Here is a 19,037-nt window from a genome sequence, read left to right on the forward strand (position 1 = left end):
ACCTGTCCTCAACCTCCCCATTCTAAAGGACTAAACCATGCTAAAAGGTAAAACCGCCCTGGTGACCGGCTCCACCAGCGGCATAGGCTTGGCTGTGGCCAAAACGCTCGCCGCCAAGGGCGCCCATGTCATGCTCAACGGTCTGGGTGACGCCACAGAGATCGAGGCCATCCGGGCGGCTATGGCCAAAGATTATGGCGTCGAGGTCGGCTTTCACGGTGCGGATTTAACCAAGCCGGATCAGATCGAGGATCTGGTGAAAACCACACAGTCGAAACTGGGCGGGGTCGATATCCTGATCAATAATGCCGGCATCCAGTTCGTGGCCCCGATTGAGGAATTTCCCGCCGCCAAGTGGGACGCCATTATCGCGATCAACCTGACCTCGGCCTACCACACCATTCACCACAGCTTTGCGGCCATGAAGGAAAAAGGCTGGGGCCGGATCGTCAATATGGGCTCAGCGCACTCGCTGGTGGCGTCACCCTTCAAGTCGGCCTATGTGGCAGCGAAGCACGGCATCTTAGGCCTGACCAAGACGATTGCCCTTGAGGGCGCTGAGTTTGGTATTACCTGCAACTGCGTCTGCCCCGGCTATGTGCTGACCCCGCTGGTGGAGAAGCAGATCCCTGACACGGCTAAGGCCCGCGGCATCACCGAGGAAGAGGTTATCAAGAACGTCCTCCTAGCCGCCCAGCCGACCAAGAAATTCGTCGACGAAGACGATATCGCCGAAACCTTTGCCTTTCTGTGCTCGGACGCGGCCAAGTCGATTACCGGCACCCACATTTCGGTCGATGGGGGATGGACAGCATAATTTTTTACCTCCCCAGCTTGCTGGGGAGGGGGACCGCGCACACACTTTGCGCGTGGTGGTGGGGGCTACTTGCTAATATTGTCAGACTTTTCGGTTGCGCACAGATTTCCAGCCATTTAGTCTCCCCTGAAAAGCTGAAAAAGCAAAACATCAGGGAGAGCGAACATGGTCTGGAAATCAGTGTGTATAGCCGCGTTATTGAGTGCGATGGCCGCACCAGCCTTTGCGCAAACAACTTCACCAAAGACCTGGACCGCCGATAATGGCAACGGTACCTTTACCAACCCTCTGTTTTACGACGAGTTTTCCGACCCCGACATGATCCGTGTCGGCGACTGGTTCTACCTGACCGGCACGACCATGCACACCATGCCGGGCCTGCCGATTTTGCGCTCAAAAGACCTCGTCAACTGGGAATTTGTATCTTACGCTCTCGACAAACTCGACCTCGGCCCGCAGTTCCGGCTGGAAGATGGCAAGAGCATCTATGGTCAGGGCATCTGGGCGCCCAGCTTTCGCTATCACAACGGCACGTTTTATATTTTCAGCAATGTGAACGGCCAGAAAACCCAGATTTTCACCGCCACCGACCCGAAGGGGCCGTGGACGCGCACCGAGATGAAGCGCTCCATGCACGACCTGTCGGTGCTGTTTGACGACGACGGTAAAATCTACGCCATCTGGGGCTATCAGGGCATCAAAATGGCGCAACTGACGGACGACCTGACCGACATCGTTCCCGGTTCCGAAAAGGAAATCATACCCCCTACCGCTGGCATGGGTGAAGGGGTGCATTTCTATAAATTTGGTGGCAAGTATTTCATTACCTCAGCATGGTTTTCCGGCCGGATGAAGATGCCGGCCGCCCGCGCCGATAATATTTGGGGGCCATACGAGGTCAATCCGGCCATCAGCATTGACGAAGATTTCGGCATGATCGAGGGGCATCGCCTGAGTGATGCGTGGGCCAGAAGCGACACCGCCCCCTATGTGATCAACCCGCCAAACCCCGCCCCCAATGGCCGTCTGTCGCTGCATCAGGGTGGCATCGTCCAGACTCCTGCGGGTGAGTGGTGGGGCTTTTCGATGATGGATTATAACTCGGTCGGCAGGCTTTTGGCCCTGTCGCCGATTACATGGAAAGACGGCTGGCCATACTTTGGTTTACCCGGCAATCTGGGGCGCAACCCACGCACCTGGGTCAAGCCGAAAACTTCAGAACCGCAGCCGATTAACGTACCTTATGAACGCAGCGACAACTTTTCGGGTGAGGCGCTGAAGCCCATCTGGCAATGGAACCATGTGCCGGTGGATGGCAAATGGTCGCTGACCGAGCGGCGCGGGTTTCTGCGCCTGAAATCCCTGCCCGCGACCTCGTTCTGGAACGCTAAAAACAGCCTGACCCAGCGTGCGATCGGGCCGATGTCAACACCGACCGCTATTCTGGAAACCGGCGGGTTAAAAGACGGCGATGTGGCGGGACTGGCTCTGCTCAACCGGCCCTATGCGTGGATCGGCGTTGAAAAAACCTCTGCCGGTTTGGCACTAACCCACCATGATCAGCAGACCGGCAAGACCGCGCGCGTCAGGATCACCGCGCCGCGTGTGTGGCTGCGGGCCGACTGTAATTTCCTGACCGAAAAAGCCCGTTTCAGCTATTCGACCGATGGCGCGACCTTCACACCGATTGGTGATGAATTTACGATGGTCTTTCAGCTCAAGACCTTTCAGGGCGTGCGCTACAGCCTGTTTAACTACAACACGATGGGGGCCGAGGGCGGCTATGCCGATTTCGATGCCATCGACATCCATGAGCCCTATCCGCAGGGGCTGATGAAACCGATCCCCTATGGCCGTACCATCACTCTGAAAAGCGATCAGTCGCCGGCGGGCCTGTCGGTCAAAGGCGGCGCGTTGATGTCCGGACAACCTGTGTCATTTGAAGTCATCGACATGGGATTGGGACGCGCGGCGCTGAAGTTCGGCAACACCTATATCAGCGCGGCCGATGATGCCTCGGTCAGCCTGAAATACGGCAAACCCGGCACCGCGGAAAGCTTTCAGTGGATCGAGACCCCGACCGGAGAATTGGCGCTGATGTCGCTGGTCAACCACCGATTCCTGCGCCTTGATCCGAAAACGCAAGTCATCACTGCCGATAGCCCCGGCCCGCAATCGGACGGCAAGGACGGGGTGCGGTTTGTGTGGTCGGCGAATTAGGAAAACAGGACTATCGCTGATCGGTCAAAGAATCTTCGGATTCAGTATTAAGGCTGCCCATCCTGACGCCATGAATATTGCAAGAAACCACAGTGAATACCGCCCCAAAACTTTTCTTAGCTCACCGGACGCCCGACTAAAGCCATGTCCTAAGGCCAGCAATATGAGCCAATCCAAAAGGAGAAAAGGCCATAATGGGATGCTCTTGAAGTAGACAGCACAAATTAGCATCGCTGCCGAAGCCGCCACGCCAAATAACAGTAACCATCTGTATTTACGCGGTGAATCCATCACTCCACCTGGGCTTCGACCTTGGCGAGGGTTTCGCGGGCTTCGTCGGCGGCGCGTTGACGCTCCCACATGCCGTAATAGATACCCTGTTGGCGCATGAGATGGTGATGGGTGCCGCGCTCAGCTACCACGCCGTCTTTCAGCACCAAAATCTCATCAGCCCCCACCACGGTCGAGAGCCGGTGGGCGATGACCAGTGTCGTGCGGTTTTGTGACACCTCATCCAGTGAGGCCTGAATTTCGCGCTCGGTATGGGTATCTAGCGCCGAGGTCGCTTCATCAAGGATCAGGATCGGCGGCGCTTTGAGCAGGGTGCGCGCAATAGCCACGCGCTGTTTTTCACCACCCGACAGTTTCAGGCCGCGCTCACCGACTTCGGTATCAAACCCTTTGGGCAGGGAGGCGATGAAGCCCGCAATCTGGGCCTTATCGGCGGCGTCTTCGATCTCGGCGCGCGTCGCCCCCGCCCGGCCATAGGCAACATTATAGGCGATGGTGTCGTTAAACAGGACGGTGTCCTGCGGCACCATACCGATGGCGTGACGGAGCGAGGCCTGATTGACGGTGCGGATATCCTGACCGTCAATTTCAATCGACCCTCCCTTAACGTCATAAAACCGGAAAAGAAGCCGCGAAATGGTCGATTTACCGGCACCCGATGGGCCCACAATCGCCACGGTTTTCCCTGCCGGGACTTCAAACGAAACCCCTTTCAGGATCGGCCGGTCGGCATCGTACGAAAACACCACATCTTTAAACGCCACGGCTCCTGCGGTGATTTTGAGGTCTGCAGCATTGGGATCATCAACCACTTCGGCGGGTTCATCCAGCAGCTTGAACATCGAGTCCATGTCCACCAGCGAGGTGGTGATTTCGCGGTAGAGCGTGCCGATGAAATTAAGCGGAATGGAAAGTTGCATCATGAAGGCGTTGATCATCACAAAATGACCGACCGTCTGAGTGCCGCGTGACACTTCATAGGCCGACATCAGCATCACAATGGTCATGCCGATCGAGAAGATAATCGCCTGCCCTAGGTTCAGCCAGGCCAGAGACGTATAGGTCTTGATGGCCGCCTTTTCGTAATCGCCGGTGGCTTTGTTATAGCGGTCGGACTCCAGCCGCTCATTGCCGAAATATTTGACGGTCTCGAAATTCAGCAAAGAATCGACGGCCTTGGACATGGAGTCGGTGTCGGCATCGTTCATATCTTTGCGGATCTGGATGCGTTTATTGGACGCCCAGACCGAGAACCAGACATAGATCACCACCGTGACCACGACCACGACTACATACATGATACTGAACTGGTTAGCGATGATGGCTGAGGTCAACACAAACTCAATCAGCGTCGGTATAGCGATCATCATGGTCAGGCGGATGATGGTCTCAATGCCGGTCTTACCGCGCTCAATCACCCGCGACAGGCCGCCGGTGCGGCGTTGCAAGTGGAACCTCAACGACAGATTATGCAAATGCACAAAGGTGCGGTTGGCCAGACCCCGCACGGCATGTTGACCGACCGCGGCAAACAAGGCATCGCGCACCTGATTGAAGCCATTGGACAGCAACCGCGCCACGCCGTAGGCCACGACTAAAATGATCGGTGAGGCGATCAAAAGCCCCATCATGGACGGCGCCTCGCCCTCACCTGACAAGGCATTGGTGGCCCATTTATAGGTGTACGGAATAAAGACCGTCAGCACCTTACCCAGCAGCATGAACACCATCGCCAGCACAACCTGCATCTGAAGGTCGGCGCGGTCCCTGGGCCAAAGGTATGGCTTAAGGAAGTCGATCGTACCCTGAAAACTGGCATGGGGTCGCGTCATAGGCCCGTTTTGGGGCGCGTTTGAGGGAGATTGCGTATCGGGAGCGGGAGGAGCCATCAGGTCAGGCGCTTTCGGCAAGGGCTTTGGGAGTCAGGCCTATATAGGGCGATGCGCTTTTAAAACCAAACCTTGCGGCCATTTATTTTGAGCCTTTGAATTTTTGTCCAGTTCCGATAGAGTTTGATCATAAATAATCATATGGGAGACTGCCCGATGTTGACCCGCCGTTTGTTAATCGCCGCCGCATTGACCTGCCTGACCGCGCCCGCGTTTGCTGCCGAGGCGCTTAAACCCATCAGGGTGATACTGGTCGGCGATTCGACCATGACCGACAAATCCGGCTACGGCAAAGGCTTCTGCGCCCAATTCAAGCCCGAGGCGGTGACCTGTGTTAATGCGGCGCGGGGGGGGCGTTCCTCCAAAAGCTACCGCGTCGAAGGCCTGTGGGATAAGGTCATGGCCGATCTGCCGGTCGGCAATTTCGACAAAACCTATGTGCTGATCCAATTCGGCCACAATGACGGCTCAAAGCGCCCGGAACGTCATACGGATATTGAGACCGAGTTCGGCCCGAATATGCGCAACTACGTTTATGATTTGAAAAAAGCCGGGGCTGTGCCGGTTTTGGTCACACCGCTGACTCAGCGTCATTTCAAGAATTTCAAGGTACAGAACGACCTGCTGCCGTGGGCTCAGGTTACCCGCCTGATCGCGCGGACTACCGATACCACCCTGATCGACCTCTATGCCGAAGGACAGTCAAAGGTGCAGGCCATGGGCATCGCCGAATCCCTGACCTTAGCCGGGCAGCCGGTGCCGCAGAACGTGCTCGATGCCGCACCGACCGGCACGACCGTGCCTGCCGTCTTTACCGATGCCTCTCAGGGCCAGGGCAGCGCGCAGGCCTTTGACTACACCCACACCGGCCCCAAGGGCTCAGATTATTTCGGCAAGATGGTGGTCGACCTGTGGGTCAAGGCCGACCCCAAGATTGCGCCCTATGTCATCACGCCGAGGGAGTAGTTAGTCACGCCCATAACGGCGAACGGTTATGTCATGCGTAAGGGAATTGATGAAGTAAAGACCCGGTTTTCAGGATCGGGTACGTCGGCATTTGCGAGAATCTCAATAAATGTTTTTCTCAGAGTCTCTGGATTGCTTGTTGGCCCAATAATTATTCGTTCCAGAAAATTCGGCAGATCTGTACCGTCAAGTCCGTTTGCGGGATCGTCTCTCAATGGAATTATCTGAATTTTCTGCGGAACGCCGTTGAGGGTAACTAACCGAGAGGTAATGACTTCGGATCGCGTATCGGCAGGACTGTAAATAATTCTCCATTCCCGCTCTTCATCAAAGGCTTTGTGCTTAGTGCAAAGTATTGAAATGAGGAACATGTTAAGCCGCCAGTCTTGTAATTCATGTTCGGGTGTCGCCTCAATCATGTGCCGTTCGCTGATAATTTCATCAATCTTGGTGTTGAAATCGGCTGAAAACGCTTCGGGGCCGCCATAAAATACAGGGCTGGAATAGGCGCCCAGCCTGCGATTATCCGCTTGAAACGGAGCGCTCTTTACGACCAGCGCCACACCATCTTTAGGGGCGTAGGCACGCCACATGGACAGGCGTCCGAAAGCATCTTCGTGAGGGTAATGTTCCGACAGGCATGTCAGATAGGTATCATCTTCAAACTGTGGCGCGCTTTCGTTGAAGCGCCCTATCAGGCGCTGAGAAAAACCAGGGTAAATGCCATCCAGAAAGCCCTGTAAACGGCCCCCGATTTCGGAATTATGATATGCGCGCAGCAAACATACCTTGCCATGCTCGACCTCGGAAAGATCGTTCATATTCCTGGCGTTGCGCATCCAGACCTCGCCAGAGGTTAGTATTTTGAAGGCTGCATCAGCCGATGTGTAATGCACGAAACGGCTATTGGGTTGCCGGAGTTTTTCGACCCGGTCAGGCGACAAAGGGACAAAAAGTCTGATGTAGCGGGATCGGATATCAGGTGAGCGCATTATATTTATTTTTCGGCAAAATTAACAAAATGCCCTCATAGGGCGATTATGCTGTAAATGCTTAAATTTGACAATCCTATACGGTGCGCTAAAAAGAATTTGTCCGACATATTGGGCGCTGCGGTGATCGTAGCGTGCGATGAAGCCATAATAATATCGGGATCGGGCACCCAATCTACTGAAACGTCCTTGTGAGAATATAATGTCGAACCTTACCCGTTTTTCCCGCCGCGGTTTTGTGATCGCTGCCGCCAGCGCTGCGGCTACGCCGTCCTTTGCCCAAACGCCGCCCAAACCGATCAATCCGCTGGTGCGTCAGCGCGCCGATGCGCAGATCATGCAGCATGATGACGGCTACTATTATTTTACTGCCACGGTGCCGGAATATGACCGCCTGATCGTACGCCGGGCGCGCACTATTGCCGGTCTGCAAACTGCCGGTGAAGTGGTGATCTGGAAACGCCCTGCGGAGGGCAAGATGGGGGGCTATATCTGGGCGCCGGAAATCCACCATTTTGACGGCCAGTGGCATCTTTACTTTGGCGCGGGCGATAAGGGTGAGCCGTTTCGGGTGCGCACCTATGTCATCTCCAGCCCCGATCCCAATCCGCTGACCGGCCGCTGGGGTAAGCCGGTCTTGGTTGAAATGCCGTGGGATACGTTTAACCTTGATGCCACGACGTTTGTGCACAAAGGCACGCGTTATCTGTTGTGGGCGCAAAAAGAACCGGGCATTGAGACCAACTCGAACCTTTATCTGGCACCATTAGCCTCGCCGTCAAAGCTGGCCGCCCCGCCGGTGCGCCTGACCGTGCCGACCTATGACTGGGAAATTATCAAATATAAGGTCGCCGAAGCGCCGACCGTGCTGCATCGTAATGGCCGCCTGTTCCTGACCTATTCGGCCAGCGCTACCGATGAGAACTATTGCTTAGGCATGCTGACCGCCAACGAGGACGCCGACATCATGGACGCATCGTCGTGGGTGAAATCGCCGGTGCCGGTGTTTAAAAGCTCAGCCAAAAACAAGGTCTGGGGCCCAGGTCACAACAGCTTCATAACCGATGAGCAGGGCCGCGATGTGCTGGTCTATCATGGCCGCGACTACCAGAAAATAATCGGGAATTCGCTGTTCGACCCGAACCGCCACACCCGTGTTCAGCCCTTTGGCTATACGGCTGATGGGGTGCCGGACTTTGGTGAGCCGGTCGCTAATGGTGCGTGGAAAGACTAAGCAACTGACTACTGCGGCGTCAGGCTTACCAGCACCACATCATTACTATGCATGGGCAGAGACACGACACCCTTGCCGTCCGCGCCGATGCGGATCGTCTTTTGGGTTTCCGGCGCGTCTTTGGTCAGGGCGTGCATCTGCTTAATCTGAGCGGGCGTCAGGTCTTTCGGGGCACCCAGTTCGACATAGGCCGAATAGGCGTCGTTTTTCTTATAGCCGGTGCGGTGGATTTTCAGCGCATATCTGCCGGGTTTCAGGCCGGTCAGGTTCAGCGTCACGTCGGGGGCGGGGGCATTGGGCACCAGCTTGCTAAAGAAGGTGCCGTTGCTTTTGCCCTGCTGGTCGGGAAGCTGAAAATCCCAGACCACGGCGTTGACCGTGCCGTTTTCAGTTGCCGCCCAGACCTGAGCGTCCGCAGACGGAATTTCAAATCCTTTCAACGCATTGAGGTATTTGTAAGTAAACCACGACGCCTTACGGATACCTTCGCGGGTCATCAGACCAAAGCCGCCGTGAAACGCCGCCGATGGCGGGCCGGGTTCTTCAAACAGATCGGAATAGACCCAGTAGCTCATGCCCTGCGCCGTGCCCTGTACGCTCTTGAGCTTGCTGAGGATATAGGCGGCGGCGACGTAACTGTCGTGGCTTAGGTCACGCGGATTATAGCTGGTGCTCCATTCGGTGAAGATGAGCGGCAGACCGGGCAGGTGTGAGGCTTCGATCTCGGCGCGCACCTTTTTCACATCTCCGATAACGGCATCCGGCCTTTTCGAGAGCTGAAGATCCATCTTGCCTTCTTCGTCCAGATAGCCGTAATCAACGCCGTAAGTATGGGTGGTGACGAAATCAACCGGCGTGTTTGTCGCCTTGGCAAAGGCCAGCAGTTCCGGCACCCAGGCCGCCCCTGCCGTCGATGGCCCGCCGACGCGCAGGGCCGGATCGATGGCTTTGATAGTGCGTGCTGTCAGGCCGTACAGCGCAAAATAGGCTTCCTGATCGGCGTACTGCCAAAAGCCGTCGAGGTTCGGTTCATTCCACACTTCAAAGTACCAGGTGCGGACTTCTTCGATGCCATAACGGCTGATCAGGTGGCGCACAAATTCATTGATCAGCGCCTTCCACATGTCGGGGCGCGGGTGGGAGGTATTGCCTTTCCAGTAAAACAGGGTCTGATCCGACGTTTTCATCGCGGACGGTGTAAAGCCCAGTTCGATGAACGGCTTGATGCCGTATTTGAGCATGGTGTCGTAGAGATAGTCGATCTTCGTCCAGTCATAGACGACCTTTTTATCAACCAGCTTTACGGTGCCCAGATCATCATGGAAAATGTCATGGAAACGCAGATAGCGAAACCCCAGTTCATGGGCGGCGGTTTTAAGCTGGGCCAGATTGGCGTCGCGGATCGTGACGCCGGGATAATCAGCACCCACTGACAAATCGAAAAAGCGGTCAACCGGCGTGGTCGCTTTGGTCAGGTCGAGCGTGACCTGACGCGATGTCGCTTGCGCACGGGCATAGGGTGCTGCGCCTGCCAGAACGCTGGACGCCATAAGTGCCGAGACGGTGCGCCGTGTGAAGGTTTGTGCCATTTGCCTCTCCCGATTATATGATTATACTACAATTGATAGCGCTATCATTTGCACGGGGTCAAGCTATATAAACCCGGCAAAAACAGGGAACCGAAACATGACCGAAGCTTCACGTCGCACGATATTTAAATCTCTGCTGGCCGGTGCGGCCGCAGTGCCTTTGGCGGGGCAGGCCCAGGCGTTTGCCGCTCAGGCATCGGCAAACGCACCCGAAACGCCAAACTGGGGGCGCGGCATCGAAGGACAGCGCAAGGGCGATCTGGGGGATGGGACTTATCTCAACCCGATCGTGGCGGGCGATCATCCTGACCCGACGATCCTGAAAGACGGCGACGACTATTACATGACGTTTTCGTCGTTCTATTCCTACCCCGGTCTGATCATCTGGCACTCGACCGATCTGGTCAACTGGACACCGATAGGGCCGACCCTGTTTAAGCCGCTAGGCACCATCTGGGCGGTAGATCTGTGTAAGCACAATGGCCGCTATTTCATCTATATTCCGGCGGCACCCGATGGCGGGGAATGGTCGATCTATGCCATCTGGGCCGACGATATCAAAGGGCCGTGGAGCGAGCCGGTCGATCTTAACATCCGCGGCTGCATCGACCCCGGCCATATCGTCGGTGAAGACGGTAAGCGCTATCTGTTCGTCAATGGCATCCGAAAAGTCCGCCTGAGCGATGACGGTCTGGCGACCGACGGTGCGCTTGAGGCCGCCTATCAGCCGTGGGTGTACCCCGACGACTGGATCACCGAAAACTTCGCCCCGGAAGGGCCGAAACTGCTGCGGCACGGTGAGTATTTCTATCTCGTCACCGCTGTGGGTGGCACCGCCGGGCCGGTGACCGGCCACATGGTCATCGCCGCCCGCTCAAAGTCCATCCACGGCCCGTGGGAACACTGCCCGCACAATCCGCTGGTGCGTACCTTGAAGACTGAGGAGCCATGGTGGTCAAAGGGGCACGCGACCATTATTGAGGGGCCATCAGGTGACTGGTGGCTGGTCTATCACGGCTATGAAAACGGCTTCCGCACGCTGGGCCGCCAGACCCTGCTGGAGCCGATGGAATGGACACCGGATGACTGGTTCCGGGCGCTAGGTGGTGACCTGTCAAAGCCCTTGCCCAAGCCCAACGGTGGGAAGTTGAGTAAAGCCGGTTTTGCCCTGTCCGATGATTTCAGCCGTGATCGGTTCGGCGTGCAATGGTGCTTTCATGACCCGAAACCCGATGAGATGACGCGGGTGAAACGCGATAACAAATCCTTGCGCATCGCAGGTCGTGGCACGTCGCCCGCCGATTCCTCGCCCTTGACCTGTGCGGTCGGTGACCGATCCTATGAGGCCGAAGTGACGCTGGAACTGGACGGGGCGGCGGAGGCCGGAATCCTTCTGTTCTATAACCATAAGGCCTTTGTCGGGGTAGGGTTCGATGGGGCGCAAACCCGCACCTGGCAATATGCCGAAGACCAGCCCTGGAACCGTCAGCCGGTCGCTTCAAAAACCGTGCGGGTGCGCCTGACCAATGATGAAAACGTCGTCACCTATCATCACTCGGTCGATGGCGGCAAAACCTGGTTGCGTCACCCGACCCGCATGGAAGTGGCGGGTCTGAATCACAATGTCTTTGGCGGATTTCTGGGGCTTAAGCTGGGCATCTACTGTACCGGCGATGGCGCTGTGACCCTGCGGGATTTCAGTTATCGCGCCCTCAACGCGTGATTTGAGACGGCGCGGTGAAGGCCCCCACCACCACATCTTATCGCTGCGCGATTTCGTGCGGTCCCCGGCACCGGCCGCCCGGCTCCCCAACACGTTGAGGAGGTATAAGATAGGGCAGACTTCCTTCTCCTCCCCTGTTTACGGGGGAGGTGGCTCGGCGCTTTAGCGACGAGACGGAGGGGGGCATCTTTGCCTGAATTCAACCACACCTTTGACATTTTACCCGCAAAGCCTTATCGCCACGGGCATGTCAAATACCCCCTCGACCGAAGCGCCCCGCCGCAGAACCTTCGCCATCATCTCCCACCCGGACGCCGGTAAGACAACCCTGACCGAGCATCTGCTGCTGGCCGGGGGATCTATCCGTGCCGCAGGCCAAGTGCGGGCGCGCGGTGAAAATCGCCGCACCCGCTCCGACTGGATGAAGATCGAAAAAGAACGCGGGATTTCGGTGTCGTCGTCGGTGATGACCTTTGAACACGACGATAAGATGTTCAACCTGCTCGATACGCCGGGCCACGAAGATTTCAGCGAGGACACCTACCGCACGCTTACCGCTGCCGACGCCGCCATCATGGTGCTGGACGCCGCCAAGGGCATCGAGCCGCAGACCCTGAAACTGTTTGAAGTGTGCCGCCTGCGCGACATCCCGATCATCACCTTTATCAACAAGATGGACCGCGAAGCCGAAGACGCGCTGGCCCTGCTGGATGAGGTGGCGTCAAAGCTGCAGCTTGACCCGTCGCCGCTGTACTGGCCTGCAGGTTCCGGCAACCGTTTCCGCGGCATGATCGAGCTGAAAACCGGCCTGTTTTACCCGTTCACCAAGCGCGACTCCGGCGCCGAATATGATCAGGGCCACGACGCCCCCGCCCCCGTTGATGAGGCCGTCACCAAGGGCTGGATGAACGATGACGAACTGAGCGAATTGAAAGACACCGCCGAATTGCTGGAGGGCGGTTTCAAGCCATTTGACGTCGAGGCGTTCTTAGAAGGCCACATGACGCCGGTGATTTTCGGCTCGGCCCTGCGCCACTACGGTGTCAACCAACTGCTTGAAGCGATTGGCAATTTCGCGCCCGCCCCCAAGAAGGTCAAGGCGTCAAAAGCCGGGGTCGAGACCCTTGTTGACCCGACCGAAAAAGAAGTCACCGGCTTTGTGTTCAAGGTTCAGGCCAATATGGACCCCAACCACCGCGACCGCATCGCCATGCTGAAACTGACCTCGGGCAAGTTCCAGCGCGGCATGAAGCTTAAGGTTCAGAACACCGGTAAGCAGTTGTCGGTCAACGCGCCGATCATGTTCTTTGCGTCCGACCGCGAACTGGCCGAAGATGCTTTTGGCGGCGACGTTATCGGCATCCCCAACCACGGCGTATTGCGGGTTGGGGACTCGTTGTCGGAAACCGGCACGGTGCGCTTTGCGGGCTTGCCGAACTTTGCGCCGGAAATCCTGCAACGAGTGCGAGTCAAAGATCCGCTCAAGGCCAAGCACTTGAAAAAAGCGCTGGAATCGCTGGCCGAAGAAGGCGTGACCCAGTTGTTCAGGCCGTCGATCGGGTCGGACTTTATCGTAGGGGCCGTGGGCCAGCTTCAGTTTGAAGTCATGGCCGACCGTCTGGCCAATGAATATGGTCTGGACTGTGTGTTCGAGCCGTCGCCTTACGCCGAAGCCCGCTGGCTGGGTGGCGACGCCGCCAAGGTTGAGGACTTTGCCGGCAAGCATCGCGGCGCCATGGGCACCGACATCGACGAATATCCGGTGTTCCTCGGCAAATCGGCGTGGGAAATCAACTATGTCGCCGAACGCTATCCCGATGTGCAGTTTTTGAGAACCAAAGAACGAGGGTAGTTCCGATAAGGGGGGACAATGAGGAGACAAAATTGGATTGGGATAGGGATTATGATCCTGTCTTTTGCCGGGTTCTTTTGGCACGGTTACCAATTCGAGCTTTGGGGGCAAAAGCTACAGTTTCGGTGGGCGTCTCTGGGATGGTTTAGCTGGCTGCTCTTTGGGGCATTTGGGGGAGGCTACATAACCGGCGGCGCTAGAGACGGAGTCAAAGGCTCACTATCTGTAGGTGGACTGTTACTAGGCGCGCTAATAATTGGCATTTTGCTCGGCAACTACCGCTGATACCTCCGTACGCCTTTAAGCCCCCTCCGTCAGCCTTACGGCTGCCACCTCCCCCAACAAGTTGGGGGAGTGTGAATTGAAGGCCTTAAGCGGTGAGGTGTCTCATAACTTACGGCTTCACCGCCTCAACCGCCGCGATGAACGCCTTCATTTCCGCCGGTGTGCCAACTGTGATGCGGCTCATGTTCGGCCATACCGGCCAGTTGCGGCCGATGGCGACGCCTTTGGCCAATATTGCCTGCTGCACCGGCTTGGCGGGGGTGCGCCAGTCGACCATAAAGCAGTTACACAGGCCCTTGGTGGATTTATATCCAAGGGCTTCAAGGCGGGCGATGGTCCAGTCGCGGGTGATGGCGATCGCCTCGACCCGTTTGGTGATCTCTCCGTAGTTTTTCAGCGAGGCGGTGGCCGCCGCAATCGCGGGGACTGGCAGCATGTAGGGCGAGGGGCTGCCCCAGTCCATCAGCGGCTTGATCAGGTCGGGCCTGGCCAGAGTATAGCCCATGCGCATCCCGGCCATGCCATAGACCTTTGAGAAGGTGCGCAGGATCACGACATTGGGATATTTCGCCAACAGGGCGGTCGATTTCTGCGCCGGCGTATAGTCGATATAGGCCTCATCGATCAGCAATATGGCATCGGATTTGATATGGGCGGCCAGCCATTCGATGTCGGCCAGAGGCGTCAAGGTGCCGACCGGATTGTTGGGATTACAGATATAATAGAGGCCAGCATTCGGATCGGCAGCCAGCATGGCCTTGACATCGTGGGCCAGATCCGACGGGCGCACCGGCACAGGGGTGACCTTATATCCGGCATCGGTGGCAATGCCGGCCGCCATTTCAAACACAGGGGCGGCGACCACCAGCCCGCGTGTGGCTGAGCTATAGGCGCGCACAAGGCGGTACAACGGGTCGGACGATCCGGGCCACGGCACGACCATGTCGGGTTTCACGCCGTCAATGGCGGCGATGGTTGTGATCAGGTCTTCGCGCTCGGTTCCCGGCGCATAGCGGTTGGATTTTGATAGGGCAGCGGTAGCGGCAGTCACGGCCTGTGCTATCGGGCCTTCGGGATGTTCATTGGCGTCGATGCGAACATCGGCCTTGACGGTCACCGGCTGGGCCAGAGCCGGTCTGACAAACTGTGCCGCACTGGCACCCAGCGCCAGAATGGTCGCGACCGCCCGCCGCGAAGGCCCGTTGATGTCGTTGGTCATAGCCCGCCTCCGGTGAATCCCAAGTCACGAGCATAGGCGCATTTGAAACCTTTATTCAAATGCGAAAATACCCGCCACGGCGTCGCGGCGGGCATAATTTATGCGAATAGGTAAAGATTAGTCGCGTAATAGCTCGTTGATGCCGGTCTTGGAGCGGGTTTGGGCATCGACCGTCTTGACGATGACGGCACAGTACAGCGACGGGCCACCCTTGGGGTCAGGCAGAGTGCCGGGCACAACGACCGAATAGGCAGGCACGCGGCCACGGTGAATTTCTCCGGTCTCACGGTTGACGATCTTGGTTGAACCCGACAGGTAAACGCCCATGGCCAGCACCGAGCCCTGCTCGACGATGACGCCTTCGGCCACTTCGGAGCGCGCGCCGATGAAGCAGTCGTCTTCGATAATGGTCGGGGTGGCTTGCAGAGGCTCTAAGACCCCGCCAATGCCAACGCCGCCCGACAGGTGCACATTCTTGCCGATCTGGGCGCACGATCCGACGGTTGACCAGCCATCGACCATCGAGCCTTCGCCGACATATGCGCCGATATTCACAAATGATGGCATCAGGACGACGTTCTTGGAAATAAAGGCACCGTGGCGGACAATGGCGCCCGGCACGGCGCGGAAACCGGCGTCGGTAAAGTCGTCAGCCTTCCACTTGGCGAACTTATTGGGCACCTTATCCCAGAACGGGCCGATCGGGGCCTGCTCAAACAGGCCGCGACCCGTGTGCATCAGGTGGTTGGCGCTGAGGCGGAATGACAAAAGGACGGCTTTCTTCAGCCATTCGTGGGTGACCCAAACGCCGTCGATCTTTTCGGCCACACGGAAACGGCCATTGTCGAGCAGGCCGAGCGCCTTTTCGACCGCTTCACGATAGGGGCCGTGATAGGCGGGTGTCAGCGTATCGCGTACCGCCCAGGCGGCTTCGATATCGTCGTGAAAGGCGGCAAGATCAGACATGGCGGTATCCTTCGGGGAGCGCAGACGCGCGTCAAAAAACATCGCCACGACTTAAGGGCATAGGCCCCGCTGATCAAGCTATTTTACATCCCGCTGTATCACATAGGTTTCCTGCATCAGCCCCTGATCCTGCATGAAGGTCGCCATGCTTTCATAGGTGGCGGTACGGATCTGGCCTTTGTGGTCATCCATCGGCAAGCGCGAATCCACAACCGGCGCCAACAGGCGCATGACGGCGTTGGTTTTCACCAGGGTCGGCTGATAATGGGCGCTCAGGTTGGCCTTGATCTGGGCGTAGTTATCGGTTTGCCAGGCCGCGGACGCGATCACATCCAGCATGAATTCATTGCAGTTCTGGTATTTGGCATCATGAGGATTGGACACGGTCGAATAGCGCGGGATGTGCATCTTCGCATAGGTCGGGGACATGATGGTGGCGATCAGGCGCTGCTGCATTTGCGGACTTGGGATGATCACCGCCACATCATCGGCGGTTGAGCCGGAGATAAAATCGAACGGGAAGTCCTGTTTCAAAAGGGATTGGTCCATGGGCAGGCTCTTGCCATCACCGTGATAAAGATTATGGACGGCATAGCCCTTAACGGTGCGGCCATCCGCCGTTTGGATATCGCCGTAAATCCAGAACGCGCCGTGGGTATAGGAAATCCCGTCGGGCAGTTTATCGCGGGGTCGACCAGCGCGGTAAACGATGGCTAGTCGGGCATTTTGTGACGCCAGATCGCGCTCAATCTGTTTGGCAAAATCGGCAACTTCGACGGGGGTGAACCGGCCTGCGGTGCCTTGGGCGCTGAAACCGGAGTCGGCAGCCTGAACGGGGGCTGTTATCACCGCCCCCATCAGGGCAAGGCAAAATGTAATCCGTTTCATTGGGTTTTAGCCTTTTGGGAGGCTTGCGCGTCATAGGGCACGACCGGGGCCGGTTGAGCGACGACGGTTTCATCGGACACCTCAAGCGGGGTGTTGGCGGCGGTCCAGACCGCTTCGCCGGAGTCCTGCATTATCTCGCCGGTGCTCTGGGCGGCAGAGCCCACCCCCATGACCGGGATGGCGGCGACACCGGCGACGACCTGAACGCCGGACGCGGCCAGTTTGGCGGTGGCGATTACGGACTCACCGGCAGCTTTTGAGGTGTTGTCGAGGCTGTCGGCAGCTTGCGCCTGACTGGTCAGGAGGGCGGCGCTAACAATGATCGCGGGGGTAAGGGCTTTGAACATAATGATCTCCGTGCGATGGGATATCGCAATATGAACATTGTTCAATTAATGCGCGAAGTCAATCTATATTGTGAACGTCGTTCAATTTGTTAATCCGTATGCAGGAAAATTTTCAGCGACGGGCTGCGATGATGGACGAACTCATCGACATTATCCGCCGCATGGGGCCCGACCAGAACCGTGGTCATGCCAAGCTCTGCGGCTGGTTTCAGGTTCTTGGGGCTGTCCTCGAAAAACACCGATTGTTCGGCTACCACGGCGTGCTTTTGCATCATGCGGTGAAAGGTGGCCAGATTAGGCTTAGGGATCAGGTCGGCATGGCCGAGGTGAAACACATCTTCAAACAGATGCGTCATGCCGAGCTTGTCTAAAATCCGGTAAGCGTGATGCTCGTCGCCATTGGTGAAGACCAGCTTGCGGCCCTCAAGTCCGGCAATAGCTGTGTTCAGCGCCTCATCGGGCAACAGGCCGTCCAGACTGACATCATGGACTTCGTTGAGAAACGCATAGGGGTCGATCTGATGATGGGCCATCAAGCCAGCCAGAGTCGTGCCGTGCTCATACAGGTACGATTTCTGGAGCTGGTAGGCTTCGTCACGCGACAGGTTGGTCTGACGCATCACAAAGGCCGTCATCTTGCCTTCGACCAGCGCCATGACCTCGGCTTCGGGCGGATACAGCGTATTGTCGAGGTCGAACAGCCAGATATCAGCGTGCCCAACCGCACTCAAACTCATTGTGGGTCACGGGTGATCAGCGTTCCCGCGCCATGTTCGGTGAACAACTCCACCAGCATGGCGTGGGGGCGGCGGCCATCCAGAATAACCACGGCCTCAACCCCCGCTTCGATCGCCGCAATGGCCGTTTCAAGCTTGGGGATCATGCCACCAACCGCCACGCCATCTTCGATCAGTTGGCGGGCCTCAGACACCGTCATCTGGCGGATCAGGTCTTTGTCACCATCCAGAACCCCGGCGATATCGGTCAGCAGCAACATACGCTTGGCGTTGAGCTTACCGGCCACAGCACCCGCGACGGTATCGGCATTGATGTTGTAGGTCAGGCCGTCTTCGGCTACGCCGATAGGGGCAATTACCGGCACATAATCATGCTCAGGGTCATTGATCAGTGTGCGGAGCAATTTGTCATCCACCACCTTTGGCTCACCGACATAGCCCAGATCGACGACCTGCTCGATCATCGAGTCCGGGTCTTTTTTAATGCGGGTGGCCTTTTCGACCGTCAGCAACCCGGCATCCTTACCCGACAGGCCGACGCCGCGCACATCGGCTTCGCGGCCGGCGCGGGTAATCCAGTTGGCGATTTCCTTATTGACCGCCCCAGACAGCACCATTTCGGCGATTTCCATGGTCGCATCATCGGTGACGCGCAGGCCGTCCACGAAGGTCGATTTAACCCCTGCCCGATTGAGCATGGCCGAAATCTGCGGCCCGCCGCCGTGGACCACTACCGGATGAATCCCCAGCAGTTTCAGCAGCACGATATCGCCCGCGAACAACTTGGCCACCGCCTCATCGCCCATAGCGTGACCGCCGTACTTGATGGTCACGATCTCACGGTCGTAGATCTGGATATAGGGCAGGGCTTCGGCCAGGGTTTTTGCCGTCGCCCAGCCTTTTTCTTCGAGTTCGGTGTCGGATTGGGTTTGCTTGATCATCAGACGTGTATGTGAGCCTTACCGGAAATTATCGCTGTAAACTGTGACAGCTACATCACGCGCCGCATACAATATATAGAT

General features: G+C 57.2%; 15 protein-coding genes. 6 read left to right on the forward strand and 9 right to left on the reverse strand.

Features of this window, described 5'->3' with window-relative positions; all coding sequences use genetic code 11:
- Positions 1-37 precede the first annotated feature (37 nt).
- Both IE102_RS05235 and IE102_RS05240 read left to right on the forward strand, forming a co-directional pair.
- The gene (locus IE102_RS05235; protein WP_189485350.1) at positions 38-817 is read left to right on the forward strand and encodes a 3-hydroxybutyrate dehydrogenase; all 780 of its coding nucleotides are present in this window, start codon (positions 38-40) and stop codon (positions 815-817) included.
- A 165-nt stretch (positions 818-982) separates the two neighbouring features.
- Entirely contained in the window at positions 983-3,037 is a 2,055-nt protein-coding gene (locus IE102_RS05240) for a glycoside hydrolase family 43 protein (RefSeq protein ID WP_189485351.1), read from the forward strand.
- Between the two features lie 290 nt (positions 3,038-3,327).
- Here the strand turns inward: IE102_RS05240 and IE102_RS05245 are convergent, their stop codons facing one another.
- A complete protein-coding gene (locus IE102_RS05245; RefSeq protein ID WP_189485353.1) occupies positions 3,328-5,160 on the reverse strand; it encodes an ABCB family ABC transporter ATP-binding protein/permease in 1,833 nt (610 codons plus the stop codon).
- 213 nt (positions 5,161-5,373) lie between these two features.
- On the opposite strand from IE102_RS05245, the gene IE102_RS05250 reads away from it, so the two are divergent.
- The gene (locus IE102_RS05250) at positions 5,374-6,183 is read left to right on the forward strand and encodes an SGNH/GDSL hydrolase family protein (RefSeq protein ID WP_229807571.1); all 810 of its coding nucleotides are present in this window, start codon (positions 5,374-5,376) and stop codon (positions 6,181-6,183) included.
- A 26-nt stretch (positions 6,184-6,209) separates the two neighbouring features.
- Here the strand turns inward: IE102_RS05250 and IE102_RS05255 are convergent, their stop codons facing one another.
- Positions 6,210-7,175: a DUF2971 domain-containing protein gene (locus tag IE102_RS05255; protein ID WP_189485355.1), complete on the reverse strand. Its 966-nt coding sequence runs from the start codon at positions 7,173-7,175 to the stop codon at positions 6,210-6,212.
- A 202-nt stretch (positions 7,176-7,377) separates the two neighbouring features.
- Here IE102_RS05255 and IE102_RS05260 point away from each other — a divergent pair, with 202 nt between their 5' ends.
- Positions 7,378-8,409, forward strand: coding sequence for a glycoside hydrolase family 43 protein (locus IE102_RS05260; RefSeq protein ID WP_189485357.1), 1,032 nt, complete (start codon positions 7,378-7,380; stop codon positions 8,407-8,409).
- Positions 8,410-8,417: 8 nt separating this feature from the next.
- Here the strand turns inward: IE102_RS05260 and IE102_RS05265 are convergent, their stop codons facing one another.
- A complete protein-coding gene (locus IE102_RS05265) occupies positions 8,418-9,998 on the reverse strand; it encodes a GH39 family glycosyl hydrolase (RefSeq protein ID WP_189485359.1) in 1,581 nt (526 codons plus the stop codon).
- Positions 9,999-10,095: 97 nt separating this feature from the next.
- On the opposite strand from IE102_RS05265, the gene IE102_RS05270 reads away from it, so the two are divergent.
- Together IE102_RS05270 and IE102_RS05275 are read left to right on the forward strand one after the other, a co-directional pair.
- Positions 10,096-11,721, forward strand: a complete 1,626-nt coding sequence (locus tag IE102_RS05270; protein WP_189485361.1) for a family 43 glycosylhydrolase — start codon at positions 10,096-10,098, stop codon at positions 11,719-11,721.
- Positions 11,722-11,968: 247 nt separating this feature from the next.
- Positions 11,969-13,573: a peptide chain release factor 3 gene (locus tag IE102_RS05275; RefSeq protein WP_189485362.1), complete on the forward strand. Its 1,605-nt coding sequence runs from the start codon at positions 11,969-11,971 to the stop codon at positions 13,571-13,573.
- A gap of 394 nt (positions 13,574-13,967) precedes the next feature.
- Here IE102_RS05275 and IE102_RS05280 read toward each other — a convergent pair whose 3' ends face one another.
- The 6 genes from IE102_RS05280 to argB all read right to left on the reverse strand — a co-directional run bounded on the left by IE102_RS05280 (position 13,968) and on the right by argB (position 18,956).
- Positions 13,968-15,077 (reverse strand): aminotransferase class I/II-fold pyridoxal phosphate-dependent enzyme, encoded by a 1,110-nt coding sequence (locus IE102_RS05280; RefSeq protein WP_189485364.1) that lies wholly within the window; start codon positions 15,075-15,077, stop codon positions 13,968-13,970.
- 117 nt (positions 15,078-15,194) lie between these two features.
- On the reverse strand, positions 15,195-16,043 hold the full coding sequence (gene dapD / locus IE102_RS05285; RefSeq protein WP_189485366.1) for a 2,3,4,5-tetrahydropyridine-2,6-dicarboxylate N-succinyltransferase: 849 nt from the start codon (positions 16,041-16,043) through the stop codon (positions 15,195-15,197).
- A 78-nt stretch (positions 16,044-16,121) separates the two neighbouring features.
- Positions 16,122-16,931, reverse strand: coding sequence for a DUF2145 domain-containing protein (locus IE102_RS05290; RefSeq protein ID WP_189485369.1), 810 nt, complete (start codon positions 16,929-16,931; stop codon positions 16,122-16,124).
- Positions 16,928-17,278 (reverse strand): hypothetical protein, encoded by a 351-nt coding sequence (locus IE102_RS05295; RefSeq protein WP_189485371.1) that lies wholly within the window; start codon positions 17,276-17,278, stop codon positions 16,928-16,930. The genes IE102_RS05290 and IE102_RS05295 overlap by 4 nt, the downstream gene beginning before the upstream one ends.
- Before the next feature lie 89 nt (positions 17,279-17,367).
- Positions 17,368-18,015 (reverse strand): pyrimidine 5'-nucleotidase, encoded by a 648-nt coding sequence (locus IE102_RS05300; protein ID WP_189485373.1) that lies wholly within the window; start codon positions 18,013-18,015, stop codon positions 17,368-17,370.
- The gene (argB, locus tag IE102_RS05305; protein WP_189485375.1) at positions 18,012-18,956 is read right to left on the reverse strand and encodes an acetylglutamate kinase; all 945 of its coding nucleotides are present in this window, start codon (positions 18,954-18,956) and stop codon (positions 18,012-18,014) included. The genes IE102_RS05300 and argB overlap by 4 nt, the downstream gene beginning before the upstream one ends.
- Positions 18,957-19,037 lie beyond the last annotated feature (81 nt).

It is taken from the genome of Asticcacaulis endophyticus (assembly GCF_014652575.1).
Lineage (GTDB): Bacteria > Pseudomonadota > Alphaproteobacteria > Caulobacterales > Caulobacteraceae > Asticcacaulis > Asticcacaulis endophyticus.

Bases quoted from the DNA above. Each gene is read 5' to 3' on its own strand.
- IE102_RS05235 (WP_189485350.1), top strand. From the start codon at position 38: ATGCTAAAAGGTAAAACCGCCCTGGTGACCGGCTCCACCAGCGGCATA.
- IE102_RS05240 (WP_189485351.1), top strand. From the start codon at position 983: ATGGTCTGGAAATCAGTGTGTATAGCCGCGTTATTGAGTGCGATGGCC.
- IE102_RS05245 (WP_189485353.1), bottom strand. From the start codon at position 5,160: ATGACGCGACCCCATGCCAGTTTTCAGGGTACGATCGACTTCCTTAAG.
- IE102_RS05250 (WP_229807571.1), top strand. From the start codon at position 5,374: ATGTTGACCCGCCGTTTGTTAATCGCCGCCGCATTGACCTGCCTGACC.
- IE102_RS05255 (WP_189485355.1), bottom strand. From the start codon at position 7,175: ATGCGCTCACCTGATATCCGATCCCGCTACATCAGACTTTTTGTCCCT.
- IE102_RS05260 (WP_189485357.1), top strand. From the start codon at position 7,378: ATGTCGAACCTTACCCGTTTTTCCCGCCGCGGTTTTGTGATCGCTGCC.
- IE102_RS05265 (WP_189485359.1), bottom strand. From the start codon at position 9,998: ATGGCACAAACCTTCACACGGCGCACCGTCTCGGCACTTATGGCGTCC.
- IE102_RS05270 (WP_189485361.1), top strand. From the start codon at position 10,096: ATGACCGAAGCTTCACGTCGCACGATATTTAAATCTCTGCTGGCCGGT.
- IE102_RS05275 (WP_189485362.1), top strand. From the start codon at position 11,969: ATGTCAAATACCCCCTCGACCGAAGCGCCCCGCCGCAGAACCTTCGCC.
- IE102_RS05280 (WP_189485364.1), bottom strand. From the start codon at position 15,077: ATGACCAACGACATCAACGGGCCTTCGCGGCGGGCGGTCGCGACCATT.
- dapD (WP_189485366.1), bottom strand. From the start codon at position 16,043: ATGTCTGATCTTGCCGCCTTTCACGACGATATCGAAGCCGCCTGGGCG.
- IE102_RS05290 (WP_189485369.1), bottom strand. From the start codon at position 16,931: ATGAAACGGATTACATTTTGCCTTGCCCTGATGGGGGCGGTGATAACA.
- IE102_RS05295 (WP_189485371.1), bottom strand. From the start codon at position 17,278: ATGTTCAAAGCCCTTACCCCCGCGATCATTGTTAGCGCCGCCCTCCTG.
- IE102_RS05300 (WP_189485373.1), bottom strand. From the start codon at position 18,015: ATGAGTTTGAGTGCGGTTGGGCACGCTGATATCTGGCTGTTCGACCTC.
- argB (WP_189485375.1), bottom strand. From the start codon at position 18,956: ATGATCAAGCAAACCCAATCCGACACCGAACTCGAAGAAAAAGGCTGG.